This is a genomic window from Hungatella effluvii (assembly GCF_003201875.1).
In the GTDB taxonomy this organism is placed as follows: domain Bacteria; phylum Bacillota; class Clostridia; order Lachnospirales; family Lachnospiraceae; genus Hungatella; species Hungatella effluvii.
Window position 1 is genome coordinate 135,940 of sequence record NZ_QJKD01000003.1, and the last position, 19,190, is coordinate 155,129.

At 50.3% G+C, this 19,190-nt stretch carries 15 protein-coding genes; 2 read left to right on the forward strand and 13 right to left on the reverse strand.

Annotated elements, in window-relative coordinates; genetic code table 11:
* Positions 1-91: 91 nt before the first annotated feature.
* The 3 genes from DFR60_RS06555 to DFR60_RS06565 form a co-directional block, all read right to left on the reverse strand.
* Positions 92-3,565, reverse strand: a complete 3,474-nt coding sequence (locus DFR60_RS06555; protein ID WP_110322183.1) for an EAL domain-containing protein — start codon at positions 3,563-3,565, stop codon at positions 92-94.
* Positions 3,566-4,086: 521 nt separating this feature from the next.
* On the reverse strand, positions 4,087-4,944 hold the full coding sequence (dapF, locus tag DFR60_RS06560; protein WP_110322184.1) for a diaminopimelate epimerase: 858 nt from the start codon (positions 4,942-4,944) through the stop codon (positions 4,087-4,089).
* Entirely contained in the window at positions 4,941-5,966 is a 1,026-nt protein-coding gene (locus DFR60_RS06565; protein WP_110322185.1) for a D-alanine--D-alanine ligase family protein, read from the reverse strand. Before DFR60_RS06565 ends, dapF begins: the two co-directional genes overlap by 4 nt.
* A 144-nt stretch (positions 5,967-6,110) precedes the next feature.
* Here DFR60_RS06565 and DFR60_RS06570 point away from each other — a divergent pair, with 144 nt between their 5' ends.
* Positions 6,111-6,950: a helix-turn-helix domain-containing protein gene (locus tag DFR60_RS06570; protein WP_110322186.1), complete on the forward strand. Its 840-nt coding sequence runs from the start codon at positions 6,111-6,113 to the stop codon at positions 6,948-6,950.
* 90 nt (positions 6,951-7,040) lie between these two features.
* On the opposite strand, the gene DFR60_RS06575 is transcribed toward DFR60_RS06570, so the two are convergent.
* Entirely contained in the window at positions 7,041-7,826 is a 786-nt protein-coding gene (locus DFR60_RS06575; RefSeq protein WP_110322187.1) for a choline-binding protein, read from the reverse strand.
* Positions 7,827-8,102: 276 nt separating this feature from the next.
* Here DFR60_RS06575 and DFR60_RS06580 point away from each other — a divergent pair, with 276 nt between their 5' ends.
* A complete protein-coding gene (locus tag DFR60_RS06580; protein ID WP_110322188.1) occupies positions 8,103-9,155 on the forward strand; it encodes a DUF4349 domain-containing protein in 1,053 nt (350 codons plus the stop codon).
* A 40-nt stretch (positions 9,156-9,195) separates the two neighbouring features.
* Here the strand turns inward: DFR60_RS06580 and DFR60_RS06585 are convergent, their stop codons facing one another.
* From DFR60_RS06585 to DFR60_RS06630, 9 genes are all read right to left on the reverse strand, one after another.
* Positions 9,196-10,209, reverse strand: coding sequence for a nucleoid-associated protein (locus DFR60_RS06585; RefSeq protein WP_110322189.1), 1,014 nt, complete (start codon positions 10,207-10,209; stop codon positions 9,196-9,198).
* 439 nt (positions 10,210-10,648) lie between these two features.
* Positions 10,649-11,941, reverse strand: coding sequence for an O-antigen polymerase (locus DFR60_RS06590; RefSeq protein ID WP_110322190.1), 1,293 nt, complete (start codon positions 11,939-11,941; stop codon positions 10,649-10,651).
* A gap of 220 nt (positions 11,942-12,161) precedes the next feature.
* Positions 12,162-13,868, reverse strand: coding sequence for a phosphoenolpyruvate--protein phosphotransferase (ptsP, locus tag DFR60_RS06600; protein WP_110322192.1), 1,707 nt, complete (start codon positions 13,866-13,868; stop codon positions 12,162-12,164).
* Positions 13,869-13,900: 32 nt separating this feature from the next.
* Positions 13,901-14,164, reverse strand: coding sequence for an HPr family phosphocarrier protein (locus DFR60_RS06605; protein ID WP_002603149.1), 264 nt, complete (start codon positions 14,162-14,164; stop codon positions 13,901-13,903).
* 31 nt (positions 14,165-14,195) lie between these two features.
* Complete coding sequence (locus DFR60_RS06610; protein WP_110322193.1) at positions 14,196-15,536, reverse strand: CdaR family protein; 1,341 nt, start codon at positions 15,534-15,536, stop codon at positions 14,196-14,198.
* Complete coding sequence (gene cdaA, locus DFR60_RS06615; protein ID WP_110322194.1) at positions 15,514-16,386, reverse strand: diadenylate cyclase CdaA; 873 nt, start codon at positions 16,384-16,386, stop codon at positions 15,514-15,516. Before cdaA ends, DFR60_RS06610 begins: the two co-directional genes overlap by 23 nt.
* 30 nt (positions 16,387-16,416) lie before the next feature.
* On the reverse strand, positions 16,417-17,364 hold the full coding sequence (locus DFR60_RS06620; RefSeq protein WP_002603146.1) for a hypothetical protein: 948 nt from the start codon (positions 17,362-17,364) through the stop codon (positions 16,417-16,419).
* Positions 17,361-17,789 carry a hypothetical protein gene (locus tag DFR60_RS06625; protein ID WP_055658672.1) on the reverse strand — a complete coding sequence of 143 codons (429 nt, stop codon included), beginning with the start codon at positions 17,787-17,789 and terminating at the stop codon, positions 17,361-17,363. Before DFR60_RS06625 ends, DFR60_RS06620 begins: the two co-directional genes overlap by 4 nt.
* Positions 17,790-17,965: 176 nt before the next feature.
* On the reverse strand, positions 17,966-19,183 hold the full coding sequence (locus tag DFR60_RS06630; RefSeq protein WP_110322195.1) for an ABC transporter permease: 1,218 nt from the start codon (positions 19,181-19,183) through the stop codon (positions 17,966-17,968).
* Between the last annotated feature and the right edge of the window lie 7 nt (positions 19,184-19,190).

A 19,190-nucleotide genomic window follows, 5' to 3' on the forward strand; every position in this document is an offset into this window, starting at 1 on the left:
CTCAAGGTCTATAACAAAAATGAAGAGCCGGGGACAGCTGCAGGCGTCTTTTCACACCTGGCAGTTCCCCGGCTCCCGGTCTCATTTACGGCTAATCCACGATTTCTTCTCCGCAGCGCAGGCAGATGCCTTTCCCTCGGGAAGACGCCATTTCAAGCGCCTGCTCCGCCTTTTTGTAAAGATCATCAAAGTCTGCGCTTCCGTCCGCAGCCATCACATATCCCGCGTTGATGGAAGGCCGGATCTTTGCCGACTCCAGGGACAGCTCCAGCTTCATATCCGCCATCAGCTGTTCCAGCTTCCTGCACATATCCCTGCTCCCAATATTTTTACAGAGCACCAGGATCTCATAGCCGCTGATCCGGCAGACGATATCCTCCTCACGGAAAAAACTCTTCAGCTTCTCCACGCTGTTCACCAGGATTCGTTCCCCGCTCATCTGTCCCAGCGCCTCATTCACCTCTGGAAACCCGTGAAACCGGAACAGTGCCAGCGCAGACGGCTGGCCTCTGCGCCTGGATATCCACTCCTTCATCAGCGGAATCCCCGTCTCCCGGTTATGGAGACCCGTCAGCAGATCCGTCTCTGCAGGCCTGCACCGCTCCAGTTCTTCCAATCGTTTTCTGCACTCTTTTATCTCCTGGCGCAATGCCATAATCTCATCGATATCCAGGATGACTCCATATAAAAATGTGGTGCCATTCCAGTGTTTTCGTCTCGCCTGATAGCGGATCCATACATATCCCGTCTTCGTCCGCATACGGAATTCCAGGCTGTATACCGTCCGTTCCTCCGCCATAACAGCGGACAACACCCGTTCCCGGTCGCCGGGATGGATGAGCGAAACCATCTGATTCTGATACTCCTCCTCCAGCTCACGACCGGCAATTCCGAGAATTTCCAGAAAACGCCTGCTCACGTAGAGAAGCTCCATGTCCTCCGTCCACCGGCAGCAATGAAAACCGCCCGGAACACCGGAATCCAGAAACTCCAGTTCGTCGTTCTGCAGCTCAATGGGTTCTCCGGCCGTCTTAAGCATCTGGGGCTCAAATGCGCCTTCATCTCCGTTGATATTTAGTACATCCGCGAGAATCCGCTGGGAGGAAGCCAGCTTCTCTTCCTGTCGTTTTATCTTTGTCACGTCGCTGACCGATCCATAGAACAGCCTATGGCCATCCCTTTCCTTTAAGAAAAAGATGCGCAGGGAAATCCACATCAGCTCTCCGCTCAGCCTGTAGCGCCGTATGATACCTTCCGATCCCTTCAGCGGATTTCTGCAGGCCGCCTCGAAGAGCTCCAGCACCTTGCCCTGGTCATCCTCGTGTATCTGCGCCATAATAAATTTCCTGCGTTCCTCCAGATCGATGGGATTACAGCCGGTCACCCGGTAATACCCCTCGTTCACAGAAAGCAGCTCGATCTTTTCCCCGCAGACATCGTAAAGTGCCATTCCGCCCAGCATATTATTGAGGATTACCTCGCTGGTCACATCCTTATTGACCAGGTCCTCCAGGCGGAGTTCCTCCAGCTGATGGGCCTGAATACCGCGGTAATCCACATTCTCCTCATGGAGAAGCAGCGGTTCAAACTGATCAATCGGCATCGGACGGTAGTAGTAATAGCCCTGCCCGTAGATACAGCCCACATTTCTCAGGAAATCCACCTGCTCTTTTTTCTCCACGCCCTCTGCGATCACCCGCAGCTGCGTCAGCCTCGCCATGCGGACGATGGTCTCCAGGATTCCCATGCCGCGGTTCTGGCTGTACTCGTTCATATCCAGAAATTTCGTGTCGATCTTGATGACATCCACATTTACATCCTTTAACATGTTGAGCGAGGAGTATCCGCTTCCAAAGTCGTCCATAAAGACGGTAAAGCCCGCATTCCGCAGATCGATCACCACCTGGCGAATGAGATTGTAATCCTCGGCGTAGGCGCTTTCCGTGATCTCGATGGCCAGGAGCGCCGGATCGATCCCATACCGGCTCGTAAGCTCTGCAAACGTATTCGTAACGTTCATGGAATAGATATCGATTCTGGAGACATTGACCGCGATCGGAATCGGCTTATGCCCCGCAGCGATCCAGTCGTGAAGCCTTCCGCACACCATATCCCAGACGTAAAGGTCCAGATTGGTAATAAAGCCGTTGCTCTCCAGAAGGGGAATAAATTCTCCCGGCTGTACGATGCCCCTTACGGGATGGTTCCATCTGACCAGCGATTCCAGGCCGATAATCTTCCCTGTCAGCATATTGCACTGGGGCTGGGCGTAGAAGATAAACTCCCGGTTATCCAGGGCCCTCTGAACCTCCGACAGAAGCACCTGGTCGTCCTCCATCTTCTTTTTCATTCCCGCGTCGTACCGCCCTGTACGGTTTAGGTAATTCCCCTTGACCGAGGAAAGGGCGATGGAGGCTCTGTCATACATCATGCTGATAGATAGATTCCAGTCCTCTATCTCGTAGACACCGAAAGCCGGAAGGAAACCGGCGCTTCCCCCGTACTGCTTCACAAAATGCTTAATTCCCCGCTCCAGATTCCCAAGAACCAACTCATCTCTCGGAATGATGATGGCAAAATCATCGCCGCCCATATAGCCGGCCATGGAATCGCACTGCTTTTCGACTTCTTTTAACTGTTCCGCAATGCTGATCAGGAACCGGTCCCCGGCCTCCTCCCCGAACCATTCGTTAAACAGCTTGAAATGCTCAATATCGATGGCGACCATGCTGAACCTTGTGCCGCGCTTTTCCCGGAGAAACTGTTCCGCTCTCTCCAGAAACGGGCCGTACCGGTACAGTCCCATCATGGAATCCTTCTCTTCCAGCCTGCTTCCGCCTCTGTCCGATGCCGCAGTCTCCTGCTTTTTCTGATGATCGATGTCCTGGATAAAGACCATGATAACCGTCTTATCCTGCTCCCCCGTCCGCAGCAGCACGGCGGTCTGGGCCACCCAGCAGTACTCTCCTGACACAAGAAGCTTCCGGAATTCCCCTCTTATGGTGTGATTTTTTCCGCTCAGGCGCTGTGACAGCGTATCAAAATTCCAGAACTCCAGGAAACGCTCCCGGTCCTCCGGATCAATCATGTGATCCGCAACCTCCATACACATGGTATCCAGGCTTCCCTCCATGGCAGGAATCACGTATTTCCCATTCTGATGGAAAAGTATCTTATAGGTATTCTCTGCCAGATTTAACTCGAACAGCTCTTCATAGACACTGGTCTCCGTCAAATCGTAAAACAGGCTCATGCTCTGCCTGTCCACGATCTTAAAGAGCATCAGCCAGCACCGCCCGCGCCCAGGCCACTCAATCTGTCCCGACGACAATTCAAGCCACTGCCGGTTCACCGCGTCGTAAAACAGAATACGGCTGCAGTCCTCCTTCATGCCCGGACAGCCGCTGCACGGAGAATCTCCATTACAGATTCCCTGATAACAGGTGATCCCTACTCTTAAATTCGGGCAGACAGCCTTTGCTGTTTCATTGAAGTAGACAATCCTGTAATCTTCGTCTATAACATAAATGCCGGTACCTTCTCCAGCCACTGGCAATTGATCCATACGTTCCGCCTCTCTGCCGCAGTCAATACCGTCGGCATTCTATCGCAATTATTATCTATTATAAGCTATGGGAGGGGGTACGTCAACAAAACGAAATTGATGTTGGGCGGGGAAATTTGCGGTAGTTACAGTTCATGCCCCACCAGGGACACCGCAGTCCGGTTCGGCCGGGCAGGCTTCCTCAGCCTTTCCAGTTCCGGTTTCGGGCATAAGAAGTTCTAAACGTGCAGAATTTTTCTAAAAACCAGGTGAAATTCCCAAACTCGCTGCGCTCAGACAAGTGGGAATTTCACCTGAACGAAAAATTTTGCGCGTTAAGAACTTCTAATACCCTGCAAAGTCACTGGAAAGGCTGAGGAAGCCTGCCCGACCGAACCGGACTGCGGTGCCCCTGGTAGGGCGTGAACTGTAAATCGCGGTACAGAACTAAAAAGCGGGTGAAATTTGCCCGCATAAAGATGTATACAGGATACATCCTTCCGGCAAGTTTCACCCGCTTTTCAAGCTGTCAATACCAGGACTCACAGGCTGCGCAGCTGCTCCACCATTTCGTGGGATAATGTAAATTTTCCGACATAGCCCACGTCTCCGGTCATCAGGACAGATCCGTCCTCCTCGATTTCCACTTCAAGCACTCCGCCCGGCATATGGACGTACATCTTGGGATCGGTGAGGCCCATCTTGTAGGCGGCTCCGGCGGCGGCGCAGCCGCTGGTTCCTGATGCGAGGGTATAGCCCGCGCCTCTCTCATAGATCTCGATTTCTATGTTGGTCCTGTCCACCACCCTGAGGAGTTCAGTGTTTACCTTTTCCGGGAAACACTCTGCCGCTTCGGAGTGGCGGCCGATGCGGCAGGCCAGATCCTTTGAGATATCACTCAGCCAGATCACGCAGTGAGGATTGCCAATGGAGACACAGGTCACCCGGTACGGAATGCTGCCGAACATCATCGTCTCATTTAAGACTTCACGCCTCGGCCCTGTCATCGGGATTTCGTCGCTCCAGAAGCTTAAATGTCCCATGGAAACCTTGATTCTCGTTCCTTCCTCATTCAGGTAGTGGATCTGCTGTTCCCCGCTTAAGGTGTTGACCGTAAAATGATTTTTCTGCACATAGCCCGCATCCTTTAAGTATTTGCCGAATATCCGGACACCGTTTCCGCTTAACTCCGCTTCGCTGCCATCCGGGTTCAAGATCTTCACCGTCATCTTGTCTTCCCCCAGAATCGGGCCGACGAGAAGGCCGTCCGATCCAACACCGAAATTGCGGTTGCAGATCAGCCGTACCGCCTCCTTTGTGAGCTTTAATTCATTTTTATTCGGATCAAAGATCAGGTAATCGTTTCCGAGTCCATGGTATTTCTCCAACGTAATCTTCATAATGCAGCTCCTTTCCCGTTTTTGACTATTGCTTCACATAATTCTTGATACGTAATTCCGGCTGCCTTCGCTTCCTGCGGAAGAAGGCTGAAAGGCGTCATACCCGGAAGTGTGTTGGCTTCCAGACAGTATATGGCACCGTCTCCATCCATCAGAAAATCGACTCTGGAATAGTATCCCAGTTCCAGGATATGATGGACCGTCAGAGCGGCGGTTTCCAGCCTTAACTCCTGCTTTTCATCGATCCCGGCCGGACAGATCTCCCTGGTCATGCCGGGCTGGTACTTGTTTTTATAATCGTAAAAGCCTCTTTCCGGTATGATCTCTATGGCCGGCAGGGCTCTTTCGCCCAGTACGCCTACAGAGAATTCCCGTCCTGTAATCTTTTTCTCCACCAGCACGCGGTCGCCATAGGAAAATGCTGCTTCCAGCGCCGTATGCCATTCTTCTTCATTGTCTACGATTGTGACTCCCACACTGGAACCGCAGTCCAGAGGCTTTACGACACAGGGCAGGAATTCCGGCTGACTGCTTTTTCCTTTTTCTGCAAGATACCAGTCGGGAGTGGCCACTCCGGCCGCCCGCATCAAAATCTTGGAAATATTCTTATCCATTGCCAGTAAGCTTCCCGTATAACCGCTGCCCGTATGGGGAATTCCGTACGCCTCCAGTACTGCCTGGATCTGTCCGTTCTCTCCTGTGCTGCCGTGAAGCGCTATAAACACCATGTCCGCCTCCCGGCATGCCTCCAGAACGCCAGGGGCAATCAGTGATTTTTTCGCACCGGACTCTGCTCCGAGCAGCTCTAAGTCAGGGGCTTCCCCACCGATTTCGTAAGCAAAGCCCAGTCCATCTTCCCTGGTCCTGTAATGAACCCGCTCCCCTGCCTTGATTCCCAGCCAGGGATCCAGGAAAAAGACTTCATGGCCCTGCTCCATCAGCGCATTGGCAATTAAAGAGCCCGAGGACAGGGACACATCCCGCTCCGGACTGTATCCGCCTGCTAAAACAATAATCTTCATGATAAATTCCCTCTTTTGTCATTCATTCTTTCTCTCTATTATAGCCAGCATTATTTATCAATTCTATCGATATTATGCTGTTTTTATTGCATATTGTGCCTATTGCTGTATAATAGAACCATTGAGGAAAGGAAACAAGAACTTATGACCGGCTATGAAAAAAGAGGATACCTAAACAGCGACTTTCGGCTGTTCCATCTGACCGATACAAAAAAACAGGATTTTGAATACCACTACCACGATTTCGATAAAATTATCATCTTCATCCGGGGCCGTGTGACATACCGGATCGAAGGGCAGGCGTATGAGCTGCAGCCTTACGATATCGTACTTGTGAGCCATAACGATATTCACAGGCCGGACATCGATCCGTCAGTTCCCTACGAACGGATCATCGTCTACCTCTCCCCCCGCTTCATCACCTCCTACCGGTCCGACACCTACGACTTAAGCGACTGCTTCCATAAGGCGAAGGAGCTGCGTTCCAACGTGCTTCGGATTCATTCGCTGGAGAAGAGCGGACTCTTTAAGACCATCACCGATTTAGAATACGCCTGTGCCCACGATGGATACGCGAAAGAGCTGTACTGCCAGGTAGTATTTCTGGAGTTCATGATCAAATTAAACCGCGCCGCCCTGACCGGACGGGTGGAATACATCTCCCCCAGCACCGGCGACCGCAGAATCTCCGCAGTCATGGAATACATAGCCGGGCATCTGACAGAGGATCTGACCGTGGATCAGATCGCCGACGCCGCTTATTTAAGCCGCTACCATCTGATGCACCTGTTTAAGCAGGCTACCGGCTATACCCTTGGAAATTACATAACCGAAAAGCGCCTTTTGCTGGCGCGGGATCTGCTTCGCAGCGGGACGCCCGTTACCAGTGTATGCTTTGACTGCGGCTTTAAAAACTATTCCACATTTTCCAGGGCGTACAAAAAATACTTTGAATCTACACCCTCCGATGCAAAGAAGACGTAAAACAGGCAGCCTGGATAACAGGCTGCCTGCCAAAAGGGCATATCGCTTCGCCCGTGCGTAATTCTTATCATATCATCCGTTTAGAATCCATCAGTTTGGAATCTTCATCGTATGGAGAATATCGTCAATCTCCTGCCATCTCGATGGAATAAACACGGTCTCAATCATCAGTACATAGGAGCCGCAGCGTTTGAAATAGACATCGGCAATCCCCTCTTCACTCTGTATTAACGTGATCTTTGCGAAACCCAGATCGTTGAAGGATGCGCCGATGACATCGCTTTCGCTTCTATAAATATATTTAAAATAATAGGCCAGTTCCTCATCCGACCAGTTTTCTCCGTCCAGCTCAGACATATTGATAATGGCGGTGACGATGATACTGTTGCCATCGGGCGCTGATGCCACCATGTCGTACTGCGCCTCTTCCGGCAGAGAGACAGTGTTCCCCGAAACAGCCTGATAGGAATCCGGCAGTGTAATCTGGTATCCAACCAGCCGGTTCACGTAGGTCGTCCCGTTCCATCCGTCATTCAGCCGTACCTGCGGCTGTACCCACGCTCCGGAACCGTCAAACGTATAATCGGTTCCCCCGATATTCCGGGTTGTGCCGGAAACCATGGCCCCCGTATTCTCATCAAAATAGTACCATACTCCGGCGCCATCCTGGAACCAGCCGGTCTTCATAAAACCGTCCTGCTCCACGTAATACCAGGTTCCCTGGTCCTCTACCCACTGGGCTGCCGCATAGCTGCCGTCATCGTTGTGATACTTCCATCTTCCCTCCTGATTCTCCCAGGTTCCGGCAAATGCCGATGATGCCATCACCACACTGAGCGCCGCGGCAATAACAGCAGTCATCCACTTTTTCCCCATATTATTTCTCCCTTCCCCGCACCGGAACCTTCCGATAATCCCTGCGCGATTCCTTTTTCTATAACTCTATGGTACCGCCTTTTATATAGACTGTCAAGTATGCATTCTTTCTCTTTTATTTCGTCTTCGCAGATTTGTTTTTCATTTTTTCTTAATATTGTTTCCAAACATCTAATGTTTTCTTAATCCTTTATTACTTTCGTTGCAATCCATTTTCTGCCATGGTATTCTCTTACTAGAACCAAATTTAATCCATTCTCAGGGAGGAGAATAATTATGAAAAAAGTGGTTTCATTTATGATTCCGCTCTTTGCCGCTGTGGTCGGGATCACCGCATGCGGCTCGGGCAGCAAATCTTCAATGGTAGCAGAAGCGACGGTGGCTTACACAGAGGCAGCCGCCGAAACCGTGTCAAACACCTCCACGACCTATGACTCTGCATCCCAGAAATCCGAAAGCGGTTCCGGCGGCGAATTAGAGATGGATACGTCAGGTACTCCGCTCCTGCCGGAAGGGCGTAAACTAATCCGCAACATCACGATGCAGGTGGAGACGGAAGAATTCGACAAGATGATCTCCGGCATCAATGCCAAACTGTCTGAAGCAGGCGGCTACATCGAACAGTCCGATATCTCCGGCACCAGCTTAAACTATCGCGGAGAGCCCGTTCCCCGGTACGGCAACATCACTGCGCGCATCCCCAATGATAAACTGGACCGTTTCGTGGGAGCGGTCAGTGACAGCGGGAACGTCACCAACAAATCAGAGTCCACGCAGGATGTGACACTCCAGTACAGCGACGTGGAAAGCAGGAAAAAGTCACTGGAGATTGAGCAGGAACGCATCTGGCAGTTTTTGGAGAAGGCCGAGTCCATCGATACAGTCATCACGCTGGAGCAGCGGCTTTCTGATATCCGCTACCAGCTGGAATCCATGGAATCCCAGCTTCGTCTCTACGACAACCAGGTGGATTACAGTACCGTCTATTTAAGCATTTCAGAAGTGACAGCCTACACGCCTGTCACGCCGGAGACGACCGGAGTACGAATTAAAAACGGGCTCGCAAAGAATTTCGAGTCCATCGTCACAGCCCTGACGAATCTGCTGATCCTCTTCATCACCACATGTCCTTTCTGGATTCCGTTAGCCCTGCTCGCGGCTATAGTTATTTCCATCGTCCGGCGCCATAACCGGAAGATCGACAGGATCTATGCGGAAGAAAAGGCAAAGAGAACCACCGCACAGAAGACCGGGGAATTGCCGGATCAGGGATCGGATGAGGAAGATCGCAAATCGGATAAGGGATCGGGCGATGATATGGATTCATAAAGAATAAATACATAAATGACATCATAAAATATCGGGAGCATTACCTGCTGGTAATGCTCCCGATATTTTTAATCAGCACGGATATGCTCCCATCCGCGTTCGTAATAAATTCCACAGAGTTTCTGTTTTGATATTCCTCCATGGGAATCTTAATTTCGATACCGGTATCGGTAGTCAGATACTGTTTTTCAAATTTTTTGGTAGTAGATGGATTCTGAGGCGTCACCTGTTTTTCCGAAAGATTGTATTTTTCCATCTTTTCCGTAAATTCTTCCTTCAGTTCCGGTTTTTCGTGGAAAATCTTTTCCGCTACGGTCGGAATGTCAATGCTGCCCTGCTCCGCCAGCTCCTGGCTTAAGATGCTCTTCGCCTCCATGTGGGCTTCCCACTGCTCAGACTCATCATAATATCCTTTCTGCACCTGTTCCACTGCCTTGGTTACGATCGAAAGCTCCGTCTTCGGAGACATGCTGCCATGGCACTGCAAAAACATCTGGGAGAAGTAATTGGTCTTCACCCCGTTGACCTCATACTTTTTCTCCATCACACGCAGAGAGTAATCATTTAAGTCAATCAGACACGCCTCCGCCAGCTTTTGATTTTCCGCCGGAAGAATGGCGTTCTGCCGGATAATGTCGTTGCAGTTTCCATTTTCCGTATAGTTCGTCATATGAGTATAGGATGACTTATAGTTCATCTTAAGCAGAGCGATTCCACACTGCTGTCCCGCGTCGTACCGCACCACCATCAAATCCGCGGACGGAATTTCAATGTTGGAATACATGATGTCAAACAACTTCTGGGCGATCTCCTGAGACTTCTGAATAAACGTGTCCTCATCCATCTCCGAGACCATCTGATAAACCGGGGAATCCCCGTCAAACTGACAGGATTTTCCCTCGTCGCTGGTCATGACCCGGTAAATATGGCTTCTCACAAAATCGGAAAAATCGGAGCCGTGCTCCAAAAGGCCCCCCGACATCACCGCCGTCCCCACGGTTGAATCCAGAATATGTATAATGACGTGTGTTACTCTGATATCTTCTTTTTCCATTGCTTACTCCTCTTTCTGTAAATATCTGCAATACAAAATTGTTCCACCTGTGCGGTTGGGACGACTCCGGCATACGTCCTGCCACAGGCTCCCGCCGCCTGCCCCGGCTCGGTGGTTCGTGCTCCATTTCCTGTGACTTTGCAGGGCATTAGCAGTTCTTAACGCGCAGAATTTTTCGTTCAGGGGAAATCCCCACCTGTTTGAGCAACGCGAGTTTGGGGATTTCCCCTGGTTTTTAGAAAAATCCTGCACGTTTAGAACTGCTTATGCCCGAAACCGGAACTGGAAATGGAGCACGAACCACCGAGCCGGGGCAGGCGGCGGGGGCCTGTGGCAGGACGTATGCCGGAGTCGTCCCAACCGCACAGGTGGAAATTGTTCGAAGGCACTTAGTGCCGGAGAACAGGCGAAAGACACGGGGTTATCCCGCCTCTCAGGATTACCCGTGTCTTCCGTCATTACGCCAGGAGCAGAAGCCCCACAGCAGGCCTGTAATAATCAAATAAAACCAGGTGGCCGGATTGCTGAACCATGTGGTGAAGAAGGACAGCACCAGATACATCGCAAACTGGGCATAAAACAGATAGCCCACCGGATTGCGTATCCGCTTCATCATCCGAACCAGCAAAAATGCGACTGTGCCCAGAATACAGGCAAACAGAACGACGCCAATGATTCCAAAATCATAGAAGGAATCGTAAAACAGCGTGACCGTCGTCAGCTCCTCCTTCGTCACATAGATCGGAAAATCCACCAGGGAGGGAACCAGGAACTTGAGTCCGGTCAGCGCCCATAGGGGGAACAGCATACGAAGGCCGAAGGTGTGGGATGGAAGCCATTCCACCATACAGTTAAAGTTATCGTAGTTATTGGCGATATACATGTAAGGCTGTGTGACAAAGATCGGCATCTCGCTGTTCTTCATCTGGAAGATTCCATTTAAATACGAAACGTCATGGCCTCTCGCAAAGGTCAGCAGCACATAGATGGGAATCATTCCCAGCACAAGGCCTATGGCGTAAGAAATCTTCAGCCGGTTGTCCATGGCGATATACGTGAGCACTGCCAGTCCTACAGCCAGAATCAGCTGGAAACGGGACACGCAGAGAACCGGAATCGCACAGGCGATCAGATCCATGAGGATCACCAGCATCATACGCACGCCGTTCCGCCCCTGCTCGATACAGAAATAGAGCACGGACAGCGCCGGCACCAGGACACATGTAACCGTAAAATAGTGAACTCCCGTGATATGGAAGGTCGAATACGCATGCGGCACGCCCCGTACGAAAAACGGAATAAATCCCAGGATCAGGGCCTCTGCCAGAAACGCACCCAGGGACACCGCGGTAACGATGACCATGGACCAGAACAGCGGCCTCTCATAGCCCTGAAAATTAAACCACCTGGAACGCTGGCCTCCCGACTCTCCCTGAGCCCTCATCAGGAACTCATACGTCACCCAAAAGCCTAAAAGCGCCACCAGGAAACAGAGCCATGTGACTATATTCCAGTCTGACGACAGCTCAGACAGCTTCAGACACGCAATCCCCTGTCCTCCAACCCAGAACAGGGAGAAAAGCCCGCGAAGATGAATGATGTTCTCCGTCCTCTTATAATCGTACCAGTACAGCCAGACAGCCGCCAGGATAAGAACAAGGCCCGAAAGCCAGTAATACCCCGCCCTCGCAAACAGATAACTGGCTGCGTAACAAATCAGATATACACCCATATTAGTTTGTCTCCTTCATCACAGGAAGGCAGCCGCCAATGCGACAGCTGCCTTCCTTTCAGGATTTTATAATTCGTAAATTCAGCTTGACCCCGCAGTGCACCTCGACTCCGCTCCGCTTCGTCTCGGTCGCGGGCATTCGCCCTATGAAAAAGATCAAAGAAAAATCTGCTTATGTGCAGGCACAACGCATATTTTCCTTCGCTCTTTTTCGCACTGCTCATTGCAGTTCGCGCATGTATGCCTCAACTTCTTTGGTTGTCACAAACGACATTGCCTTATCTGCAATTGCCTGCAGTTCTGCGATGCTGTAGCCTGTGATCAGCTTTCTTGCGTTTAAGACTGCGGAAGCGCTCATACTGAACTCATTTAAGCCAAAGGCCAGCAGCAGCGGTATCATCAGCGGATCGCTGGCCGCTTCGCCGCACATGCCTACCATGATGCCCTCTTTGCGGCCGCACTGGATGATGTGGCGGATGCTGCGGAGTACGGCCGGGTTTAACGGGGAGTAAAGGTAGGATACCTTGTCATTTCCTCTGTCTACCGACATGGTGTACTGTGTTAAGTCGTTTGTTCCGATGCTGAAGAAATCCACTTCCTTCGCGAACGCATCGGCCATTAAGGACGCGGCTGCGGTCTCCACCATGATACCTACCTGGATATCTCTCTTATAGGCGATTCCCTTTAAATCAAGCTCTGCTTTCACTTCTTCGATCATAGCCTTCGCTTCCCGGAATTCCTCCAGGCATGTTACCATCGGAACCATGATCTTGATATTGCCGAACGCACTTGCGCGCAGAAGCGCACGAAGCTGCGGTCTGTATACATCTTCCCTGCGGTCCAGGCAGAATCGGATGGCCCGGTAGCCCAGGAATGGATTTTCATCTTTCTTTAATCCCATATATGGAATCTCTTTGTCGCCGCCGATATCCAGTGTACGGATAATCACAGGCTTGCCGTTCATGGCAATGGCTACCTTCTGGTACGCCTCGAACTGCTCGTCCTCGGTCGGCATGGAGTTCCGGTCCATAAACAGGAATTCTGTACGGAACAGGCCAATGCCTTCCGCGTCGTACTGAAGAACCTTGTCCACATCTTCCGGTTTGCCGATGTTGGCCACCAGTTCGATGGTCACACCATCCTTCGTTACAGTTGGCTTGCCGATGTACTGGTCCAGTTCCTTCTTTTCTTTTAAATAAGCGGTTCTCTTTGTCTCATATTCCGCAGTAACCGTTTCCTCCGGATTCACGAATACGATTCCTTCCGATCCGTCCAGAACCACAGTATCTCCGTCTTTTACATTATTTAAGAAGCCCTCTACTGCAACCACTGCCGGGATCTCCAGGGCTCTTGCCAGGATCGCGCTGTGAGAGGTCTTTCCGCCTAATTCCGTTACGATACCACATACATTGTCCGGATTGATGCCGGCTGTCATGGATGGGGTTAAATCCTTTGCAACGATAATGCTGCCCGCCGGCAGCGAGGCGATATCCACAGAACTGACACCGAGTAAGATCTTCTGCATACGTGTCTTGATATCACGCATATCGGTTGCTCTCTGCTGCATCAGCTCGTCTCCCATGGATGCGAACATATCGGCATACATATTGCAGACATTCTCGATCGCGTATTCACTGCACGCATTCTCCCCTGCGATCGTGTTCTCAATCTCGCCTGTCAGCATCGGATCAGAAAGAAGCATTAAATGGCCGTTTAAAATCTCGGCCTCCTTCTCTCCCACTCTCGTAGCCAGATCCTTAGCCAGAGCATCCGTCTCCTCCATCGCCTGATTTAGGGCCGCATGAAAACGTTCCTTCTCAGCTGCTGCGTCGGAGATCGTCTCCTTCTTAATCACCAGTTCTGTCTCTTCCACGATAGCGGCTTTCCCAATGCCGATACCTGCAGATGCGCTTGTTCCTTTCATCATAACAAGACCTCCTTATTAATTATAAAATAGATTTATTCGCCCAGTCCGTCTTCGACAGCCTGAACCATGGCAGCCAGAGCCTCTTTTTCGTCCACTCCCTCACAGACGAATTCAATCTCATCGCCGCTTTTTACGCAGGCGCCCAATACACTGAGCACGCTCTTTGCATTGGCGGTGGTATTCTTAAAACGGAAATTCACCGAAGACTTGAAGTTCATAGCTTCCTTACAAAGAATCCCCGCCGGCCGTAAATGAAGACCGGTAGGATTCTTTATGACAACTTTAGCACTGACCATATTCTATCCCTCCACACATTGTTACTGATTCTTATTCTGCTGCTTTTTTTGAAGTACCGGCGGTTGCTGGTTCATCCGTCTCCTGGTCAGCTGTCGTCTGTCCAGGACCGTCACTTTCATCCTCGTTATCAGAGACAACCGTCACTTCAAAGTCAGAATAATTCACCACTTCAAACCCTTCTCCCACCTCAAAGGTAAGCTTACCTGCATGGGTTCCGGGCTCCAGGCCAGTCATATCGAGCGCGGCATTCAAATCCTTGATATCCAGTGTATCCAAATCTTCCTTCAGCCCCCTGACCGTCACATCCACGCTGTCCTTGCTGAAGGTATACTCATAATCAGGGTCTGAACCACTGCTGGCTAAATCGGCCAGCTTAAGAGTGTAGGACTTTGTAGTCAGCGGTTCTACCTTTAAGGTAACCGTCACCTGGCTCTGGGCATTCGGTGCGATCGTCGTGCTCGGAGGCAGATAATCGTTCAGATCAAGATGGATCACCTTGTCTGTAGTCGCTCCGTCGATGGTAAGCTTGTCATCGACAACAGAAAGCGCATTGACAGAAGCCAGCACTGACTTCGTCGCAACCACGGGAACGACTTTCAAGTCGCTCTCCACTCCTGTGAACCGGTAGCCGGGAGCCACGGTTCCCTTCACTTCGAAATTCAGAGTCAGCTCCTTGGCCTTCAGGATCGCCATGTTATAATGGATGCTTTCCGGAGTAATCGTCAGTTCGTCTCCGAGATCCGTCAGTTCTTTATCGTTGGCGTCATAGCATATGGGCGTTACGTAGCCATCTAAGTCCGCGTTTGCACCTTCCCGGTTAATCTCAATACCGATCGACGCAATCTTGCCAATCACGGATTCCGGCGCACGCGCCACCACGTAATCAGAGGACAGTGTGGTAATTCCTGACGCGTAACCGTCTTCCACCTCTCCTACGTAATTCACCTTTAAGTCAAATTTCTTATTCTGCATGGCTTCCGTTTTCACATGGAGAACCATTGGCTTCGCCGTCACTTCCCCGTTTCTGATCAGGGATACCTTGTTTTTGTTGACCTCTATGGTGACCGGCACCGCGCCTGTCACATCGTTATAGTCCTTTAAATCAATATACGCGCTGAAATCGGATTCCCGGAACAGCGAGCTGTTTCTCGTGTTTACCTGGTAGCTCACCGTAACGCTGTCCTTGCCGATAATTTCATACGTCAGATTGGCATTATCCAGGATTTCCTTATTACGGACATCCACCGGAATTGTAAACGGCTGTCCGGAAACAACGGGATTGGAGATGTTGACAATCGCCATCCAGATAACAAAGGCAAGAACGAGAGAAACGACTTTCAGGCCGAGATTATTTAGCAATTTTTCCTTCATTTTTCCGCCTTCCCTTCAATATCTTAAATCTGCTGCCTTCTCCTTCCACGTGTTTAATATCCATAAGCAGTTCCCGCAGCGCATCCGCGTCAACCGCGCGCTTTAATCCGCCTTCCGAAGCGACAGAGACACGCCCCGTCTCCTCAGAGACCACGATGGTCAGACTGTCTGTCACCTCGCTGACGCCAACCGCGGCACGGTGCCTCGTTCCCAGTTCCTTGCTGATGGACATGTTGTCGGACAGCGGTAAGTAGCATGTCGCAGCCGCCACCCGGTTACCGTGTATGACCACCGCCCCATCGTGGAGTGGTGTGTTGTGTTCGAATATATTAATCAAAAGCTGGCTTGACACCAGACCGTTAATCTCAATGCCGGTTCGTTCGATCTCCTTTAAGGAGTCGCCGCGCTCAATCACCATAAGCGCTCCCGTCTTTACCTTGGCCATCTCAAAAGTAGCTTTCACCAGTTCGTTGATCGTCCGGTCGGTAAATGCAGAATTGTCCTTTCCGTCATCAAAGGTAAGAATTCCTGTAAGCGGGTTTCTGCTTCCCAGCTGTTCCAGCGCCTTTCGAAGCTCCGGCTGAAAGATCACGATCGCCATCGTCACCGCCGGCGTCGCTATCGTATTTAAAATCCACTTGATATTATCAAGACGGAAGATATAGGTCAGCACATAGAAAAACAGTATTAACAGAATTCCTTTTAAGAGAGTCCAGGCTCTCGTATTCATAATCCAGACAAGCAGCTCATAAAGCAGTATCGCTATGATAATAATCTCAACGAGATTCGTCTTGGTTATCCTTGGTAAGAAGGAAACCCAGAAATATAATCCATCTATAATATCTGCCACGAAAGTCCACCTCCCTTTTTCCAGTTTCGCCTAACGCTGTGGTCTCTGGAGTTTTCTGGCATTTATTTTTTGAACCTTTACGTCGGGCGTGCTCACCGTCATCTTCGGCACCGCCTTCACGTAATAATAATAATCATCATCCTCAAACTGAACGTACTCGGTCCGCGAATAATCCACTGCGAAGACGAAAAACGTATAAATCCCCGACAGGATTAAAGAAACCACCACTCCTATAATGAGCTCACTTACCGGAACTGATACATCCATGGTAATATCTCCGATAAAAATCACCACCAGCTGGGCGATGGTTCCCGCCACAATAGCGATGATCCAGGAGTAGTCGAAAGACATATTCTTAAGAATGAACACTACAATGATCGCAGCCGCAAAAGCCGCAATCAGCACTAACATCAGCTTATTGCCGAAGAGGCTCTTCACGATCTGAGAAAAACGCTGCATCATATCGGCTGATATCTCATTGGTCAGAACCCCCGCGTTCTGTTTGACATACAGAAGCGTATAATAGATAAAAATGCCGCAGCCCACCGGAATCACGGAAATCATGCCGCCTGAAAGGCCGACAATCAGTGGAATCGCGTACGGAATCTTCAATACGAAAAAGATCGGTGTGAGGATCAAAAGACAGCTGTCACCGGGATGGAAGCCATAGTACAAAAGCGCAACCACCAGGACAAACACCGCCATAACCAGTGTAACCTCAAAGGATACCGCCCATAAGTGGGCCAGCATAAATGCCGCAGCCAGAAAGCTTATTGCGCTGTATGGCAGAAACGAGCACGCCAGCGCCAGCACCAGAGGAACGAGCGGATTCGTGAGTTTTGCCATGAAACCGATATTCCGGTTCATCAGCCAGAACGCAAGGTAACTATATACAAACTTGATTACCGGCGTGATATAAATGTCAAACTTTGCATAAAATTCCTTTAATCGTTCCTTGAAAACAAGAAGACTCATCATTGGGTCCGTCCTCCTTTAGTCCGCGTTCCGGGTCTGGAATTACCTTCATACCGTTTGTCCAGCCTCTTCAGTTTTGCCATATAGACCTTCATCCCGCGGCTCGCGTAGTCGTATCGCCTCGCATAAATGCACAGGCTTATGATGAGGTAGACCACCAGTCCGGCCAGATAGATCACGCCCACCTTCATGCCCAGTTCAATGAGGCTCTCGATCCACATGACATTCAGCCACTTCTCAATATCACAGAGCACCCACAAGACAAGGCCCAAAAGGAAACTCAGGGTATAACTGAAAAAGGAACGCAGCAGTTTGCTGCTGATATAATCACTTTTAAAATACCGGTTTACGGGAAATATCCTGTTCCCCTCTTTTTTCTCGAACATGGCGAGGTTCGTCATGATTTTGATTTTTTCTTCACTCAGCATAGGCTCTCCTCAATACACCATAACATATCATCTTATTATAGCATAGAACTTTTTACTTGGCGAGACCCATCTGGAGATTTTTATAATTTTGTAAAGTTCAAAACCGGGGACACCCCTGTAAAATACAGGAAAATCCCCGGCCACCTACACTTATTTCTTCATGATTTCGAAAACTTTTATTCGTACCGCAGCGCGTCGATCGGGTCTTTTTTCGCCGCCTTTGACGCCGGATACAGGCCAAAGAACAGGCCGACCAGAGCGGAAAAGCCAACCGCCACGACGACGACCTGGGGTTTCACTACCACAGAAATCCCGAACATTGCACCGCCGCCCATGACCAGCCCCGCGCCGATCACCACGCCGAGAATGCCTCCCAATGCGGACAGAATCGCGGATTCCGTCAAAAACTGTATCATAACATCCCGCGTCTTCGCCCCAAGGGCCTTTCTGATTCCGATTTCTCTGGTTCTTTCCGTTACGGACACCAGCATGATATTCATGATTCCGATTCCTCCGACCAGCAGAGAAATGGCTGCTATCCCGCCTACAGCGGCGGACAGGCTGCTCATCATGCTGTCGTTCCCCTTCATCTCGTCGAGTGCAGAATAAAATGTCACATCCGCAGGCTGCCGGTCCTTAAGCCTTGCAAGATAAGGGACCATACGCCCGGACAGTTCGTTCATATCCGTCCCTTCCTTCGCATAAAAGTTCAGCTGGAACAGATAATCGTTGGGCCACGAAAGGATTGTGTACGGGATAAATCCCTCCTTCGTCTGCCCCGGCATCATGGACATCATCATCGCTTCGAACGGCGTCATCTCCTTTTTATAGACTCCGACTACATTATAATCGTCTGTCTCGCCATAGACCGTGGTCCGCAGCGTCTTGCCAACGGCATTTTCCGTTCCGAAGAGCTCCAGCGCGCCCTGCACTTCCAAAACTACATTCTTTTTGCGCCCCTTGATATCAGCCTCATTTAAATTCCGTCCGTATAAAATGTTGATCTTCTGTACGTCAGGATAATTGTAATCGATACCCTGGAACTGGAATTTCACTTTTTTCCGGCCAAACAGCGCTTCACTGCTGTAGAAGGCGTTGGTATCCATATACTCAATATCGTCATGAAAAACTTCTTTAATCCGTTCCATTTGCTCTAAATTAAAGTAATCGCTGTCCCGCATATCTCCGCCGTCGGAGGGCCAGATATAGATGATGGCCCGCGTCATACCCACATTGGCATATAAATCGGCTACCATGGAACGCATGGTGTCGCCGATGGACACGATCGCAATCACCGAACCGATACCGATGATGATTCCCAGCATGGTGAGAAAGGAACGCATCTTATTCGCTTTGATGGCATGCAGTGCCATAAACATATTTTCAAGCAGCATGATGGTC

Excerpts from the sequence above, each read along its gene's own strand:
- DFR60_RS06555 (WP_110322183.1), bottom strand. The coding sequence starts at position 3,565 with ATGGATCAATTGCCAGTGGCTGGAGAAGGTACCGGCATTTATGTTATA.
- dapF (WP_110322184.1), bottom strand. The coding sequence starts at position 4,944 with ATGAAGATTACGTTGGAGAAATACCATGGACTCGGAAACGATTACCTG.
- DFR60_RS06565 (WP_110322185.1), bottom strand. The coding sequence starts at position 5,966 with ATGAAGATTATTGTTTTAGCAGGCGGATACAGTCCGGAGCGGGATGTG.
- DFR60_RS06570 (WP_110322186.1), top strand. The coding sequence starts at position 6,111 with ATGACCGGCTATGAAAAAAGAGGATACCTAAACAGCGACTTTCGGCTG.
- DFR60_RS06575 (WP_110322187.1), bottom strand. The coding sequence starts at position 7,826 with ATGGGGAAAAAGTGGATGACTGCTGTTATTGCCGCGGCGCTCAGTGTG.
- DFR60_RS06580 (WP_110322188.1), top strand. The coding sequence starts at position 8,103 with ATGAAAAAAGTGGTTTCATTTATGATTCCGCTCTTTGCCGCTGTGGTC.
- DFR60_RS06585 (WP_110322189.1), bottom strand. The coding sequence starts at position 10,209 with ATGGAAAAAGAAGATATCAGAGTAACACACGTCATTATACATATTCTG.
- DFR60_RS06590 (WP_110322190.1), bottom strand. The coding sequence starts at position 11,941 with ATGGGTGTATATCTGATTTGTTACGCAGCCAGTTATCTGTTTGCGAGG.
- ptsP (WP_110322192.1), bottom strand. The coding sequence starts at position 13,868 with ATGATGAAAGGAACAAGCGCATCTGCAGGTATCGGCATTGGGAAAGCC.
- DFR60_RS06605 (WP_002603149.1), bottom strand. The coding sequence starts at position 14,164 with ATGGTCAGTGCTAAAGTTGTCATAAAGAATCCTACCGGTCTTCATTTA.
- DFR60_RS06610 (WP_110322193.1), bottom strand. The coding sequence starts at position 15,536 with ATGAAGGAAAAATTGCTAAATAATCTCGGCCTGAAAGTCGTTTCTCTC.
- DFR60_RS06620 (WP_002603146.1), bottom strand. The coding sequence starts at position 17,364 with ATGATGAGTCTTCTTGTTTTCAAGGAACGATTAAAGGAATTTTATGCA.
- DFR60_RS06625 (WP_055658672.1), bottom strand. The coding sequence starts at position 17,789 with ATGCTGAGTGAAGAAAAAATCAAAATCATGACGAACCTCGCCATGTTC.
- DFR60_RS06630 (WP_110322195.1), bottom strand. The coding sequence starts at position 19,183 with ATGCTGCTTGAAAATATGTTTATGGCACTGCATGCCATCAAAGCGAAT.